Source organism: Gordonia sp. NPDC003422, from assembly GCF_053588675.1.
In genome coordinates, this window is record NZ_JBSFQL010000060.1 from 1 (window position 1) to 3960 (window position 3960).

Consider the following 3960-nt stretch of genomic DNA (forward strand, 5'->3'; position numbering starts at 1 on the left):
GCGCCGATAAAGCACACGAGAAACTCGTCGCGTTGGGTTTCACCGGCGCGCAACGCACCACCCGCCGTGCGGTCGCGGAAGTGAAAACCCAATGGTGACGGGACTCGAAAATTCTCCCCAGATGTGCTCACCGAAATTCCCCACCATGCGGGCGGCTCCTACTGTAGCGTCCGCCGGGTTGGTGCGGTAGCTGCCCGCTGGTTCTGGGTGCGGGCGTGGTGGTCACGCAGTCGGTAGGAATCCCCGTCGAGTTTGAGGACGACCGAGCGGTGCAGCAGCCGGTCGAGCATGGCGGCGGCGACGGTGGTGTCGCCGAGGACTTCGCCCCATTCGGCCACCGAGCGGTTGGTGGTGATCACGACACTGGTTTTCAAATATCGTTGTGCCACAACTTGAAACAATGCTGACGCGGCCTCGGCCGGCAACGGAAGATACCCCAGCTCATCAATCACGAGAAGAGTTGGTCCGGCGAAGAACCGCATGCAAGTGGCCCAGCGTCCCTCGATCGCCGCTTTGTGGCAGCGCGCAGCCAGATCGGCGGCGGTCGTCACGTAGGTGCGGTATCCGGCGTGCACGGCGGCATGGGCCAACCCGACGGCCAGATGCGTTTTGCCGGTACCGGGCGGGCCGACGAGCAACACGTTGGTCGCCGATTCCAGGTAGGCGCAGGTGCCGAGTTCGCGGATCAACGCCCGGTCCACCCCGGGAGCGGCGTCGTAGTCGAAACCCTCGAGGGTGGCCGGGGTGGGCAGGCACGCGAACCGTAGTCGACCGGCCAGTCGGCGGGCTTCGGTGGCGTCGACCTCGATACCCAGCAGGTGTTCGAGGGTCTGGGTCATCGACCAGTCCTGCTCACCAGCGGTCTGCAGCACTTGCGGCAGGGCTTCGGCGGCGGCCTCGAGTTTGAGGGCCGCGAGATGTCCACGCAGTTGCTGATACACCGAGATCGCTGACTGTGACTGTGGCTCAACAGTATTCGACTCGGCCGCGGTAGCAGTCGGTGCGGTTTCCTTGGTGGAGGTCATGGCAGGTGGGTCCTGTTCTGTGCGGCGCGTTCGTAGACGCTCATGTCGATCACCGACGCGGCAGCGTCGGTCGTGGATGAATCAGTGCTGTTGTGGCGCAACGCATCTGCAGCCTCGCGGGCGGTGTCGCCGGGTGGGATGCGTTCCTTGCGGCGATGCGGTCGGCGACTCGAGGACGCGCTGGCCTGGGCCAGGGTGTCCAGGGCCACGACATGCCCGTGATCACGCACTTGAGCCCCGGTCCCGGGTGCGGCGAGGCGATGCCGCGCGATGACGATGCCCGAGGCCGTGGCGATGTCGATATAGCCGCCGCCGAGACGCTCGGCCACGGTGACCTCGCTCATCGCCAGTTCCGGCGGCACCGAGTACTGGTTGCCTCGCCACGCCACCAGCGCCTGACGCGACACTTTGCGCACCTCGGTGACCGTGGCCGGGTACGGGGCCGCTGGCGGGGCGCTCAGGGGCTCGCGTTTGGCCACGGTGGCCACGTTCGACCGGCCATCTTTGGTGCGGCGCATCCGCACATCCGAGCGGGTGCGGCAGAACGTGTCGCAACTCGTTTGGGCCTGTTCGGGGGTGATCTCGTCCGGCACGGTGCGCCACCAGCGTTGCGCGGCAGTGTGATTGGACTTCTCCACGATCCCTTTGCGGTTGCCGCGTCGGGGTGGGCAGACATCGACCGACACGCCGTAATGCTTGGCGACCCCGGCGAACTCGGTCGTCAACCTGCCGCTGGCCGGGTGACACACCGTGGCCATCCGGTCGAACCGCCACGACTTCGTCACGCCGCCGAGTCTTCGGGTGATTCGGTCGATGCCGGCGATCACGTGCGGGCGGGTCATATCCGGAGCCAGATAACCGCGCCACCGACCCGAATGCGATAAGGTGCCGACTAGTAGGAATGCTGTTGGACCCCAACCCCATTCGGCTGGAGCATTGGGTAACTCCACCCAATCCCACTGGGTTTCCTCACCCGGCGGATGCTCGATCACCGCATTCGCCCGTTCGGTCACCTGGGCGCACGCCTGACACTTCGGGCGCAGTCCGCGCAGGCGGATCTGGCGGGTCAAGGTCTGATACGACTGATCGAACCCGAGGTCCTCGAGTTCGTCGCATAGCGTGCGCGCCCACAGATGTGGATCCTCGATCAACCGCGCCGTCACATAGGCCAGATATGGCTCGAACGGATCGACCTCTGGCTTCTTGCGTTGTCCCGGAACACGATCCCCCTTCAAGTAGGCCCGAATCGTCTTCCTGTCTCGTCCGGTATGGCGGGCGATCGCCGAGATCGACCACCCCCGTTTGTGCAATGCGTGTACTTCCACATCGTCCTCCCGTGTCAACATGAAAAGCGGGCCTCCCGTGTGCTGGTGAGTGGTCAGAGACCATCAGCGTCACGGGAGGCCCGCCTTAACTGGCGGTGCCACGCGGGATGATCCCTCCCGGCATTTCCGGAGAGCTCATGTTGTGAGTGCTTCCTCCGGATTGAGGGTGCGCATGCGATCGTAGTGGAGTTGCTCTGCCCGGTCGGGGGTGAGGTCGTGGCAGTAGCTGTGTGGCCGTTCTCTGTTGTAGAACGCCACCCATTCGGCGGTGCCCAGGGACAGCTCGGTAGCTCCATGGAACAGGGGCTGGTTGTCGACCAGTTCGTTCTTGTAGTCCGAGTTCACCGATTCGGCCAGGGCATTGTCGAAACTGTCCCCGACGCTGCCGATAGAGGCCGCGATCCCGTCCTCGGCCAATCGTTGCCCGAACACGATGGCAGTGTACTGCGATCCGGCGTCGCTGTGATGGACCAGTTTGCTCAAATCGACTACCCCGCAACGCGTTCTGCTGTCTATCGCATTGTTAATCGCATCGGTCACCAAGTTCACCGTCATCTCCGTAGCCACCTTCCAACCGACGATCTTGCGGGCGAACACGTCAGTCACGAATGCAGCGTAGGCCCAACCGGATTCGGTGCGGCAGTACGTGAAATCGGCCACCCACAGGCGGTTAGGTGCCGCGGCATAGAACTGCCGGTCGACCAGATCCGTCGGTCGCTTGGCCGCCGTGTCAGGAATGGTCGTGCGCACCCGCTTCTTCTTGATCGCGCCGTGCCATCCCATCTCCCGCATGACCCGCTCAACCGTGCACCGAGCAACATCTAATCCGTTGCCGCGCAGCATTATCCACGTCTTTCGTGAGCCCAGAACGCGGGTCAGGGGTTTGTTCTTGCGGAGCATGAAGATCGCATCGATGACCTGCGCGTCAGCGCGCATACGCACGCTTGGCCCGCGGTTGATGTGGTCGTAGTATGTGGACGGGGCGATGCGCCAGCCGTGCTCAGACAGCACGGCGCACATCGAATCGACTCCCCAGATAAGACCATCCGCAGCACCCACCCGGTGTCCCTGATGGGTGCGGATGAAGTCCACAATTACCGGTGTGGCCGGTCGATCTCGGCCGCGAAGAAAGCCGACGCCGCCTTCAGAATCCCGTTGGCCCGTTTGAGCTCGGCGACCTCCTGTTTGAGCCTGCGGATCTCCTCGTTGTCGGCCTTCGCGGTCGCGCCCTCAGCATCAGCGGCCGGGGCCTTACGAACCCACTGACGAACAGTCTCCGCCGAGGTCACCCCCAGCAGATCCGCGGTCTTGCGCATCGCCGGCCACTCCGCCGACCCTTGCGCCACCAACTGGGCCACCATGTCCACGGCGTCTCGCTTTAACTCAGCCGAGTACCGCTTCGATCCTGCTGCCATAGGTTTCATCCTCCCTTGAGAGGAGCCCTCCGGAAACCCCGGGACGGATCAGGGTGGGGAATTTAGATGAGCATCACTGGGGAATTTTCCTGAGCGCCGTCAATGGCGACTGGGGAACACACGAGTCCACCGGCCGTGGATCACCGAACCCGGGCTGTGGTTGCAGTACGACTTCGGTGACGGCCCACTCGTTGA

3 protein-coding genes are annotated in these 3960 nt (G+C 64.0%); all 3 read right to left on the minus strand.

Going from position 1 to position 3960, the window contains the following annotated elements; translation table 11 throughout:
• Positions 1-158: 158 nt before the first annotated feature.
• The 3 genes from istB to ACWDTF_RS24665 all read right to left on the minus strand — a co-directional run bounded on the left by istB (position 159) and on the right by ACWDTF_RS24665 (position 3765).
• The gene (istB, locus tag ACWDTF_RS24655) at positions 159-1025 is read right to left on the minus strand and encodes an IS21-like element helper ATPase IstB (protein ID WP_240862888.1); all 867 of its coding nucleotides are present in this window, start codon (positions 1023-1025) and stop codon (positions 159-161) included.
• Positions 1022-2371 carry a Mu transposase domain-containing protein gene (locus ACWDTF_RS24660; protein WP_240862886.1) on the minus strand — a complete coding sequence of 450 codons (1350 nt, stop codon included), beginning with the start codon at positions 2369-2371 and terminating at the stop codon, positions 1022-1024. The genes istB and ACWDTF_RS24660 overlap by 4 nt, the downstream gene beginning before the upstream one ends.
• A 114-nt stretch (positions 2372-2485) precedes the next feature.
• Positions 2486-3765 (minus strand): IS3 family transposase gene (locus ACWDTF_RS24665; RefSeq protein ID WP_355279476.1). Its coding sequence is split into 2 segments (ribosomal slippage): positions 2486-3483 and positions 3483-3765, totalling 1281 coding nucleotides; the frame shifts between segments, so codons are not numbered across the junction.
• Positions 3766-3960 lie beyond the last annotated feature (195 nt).

What these genes read in the sequence shown, in the direction of transcription:
- istB (WP_240862888.1), bottom strand. Translation starts at nt 1,025, where the DNA reads ATGACCTCCACCAAGGAAACCGCACCGACTGCTACCGCGGCCGAGTCG.
- ACWDTF_RS24660 (WP_240862886.1), bottom strand. Translation starts at nt 2,371, where the DNA reads ATGTTGACACGGGAGGACGATGTGGAAGTACACGCATTGCACAAACGG.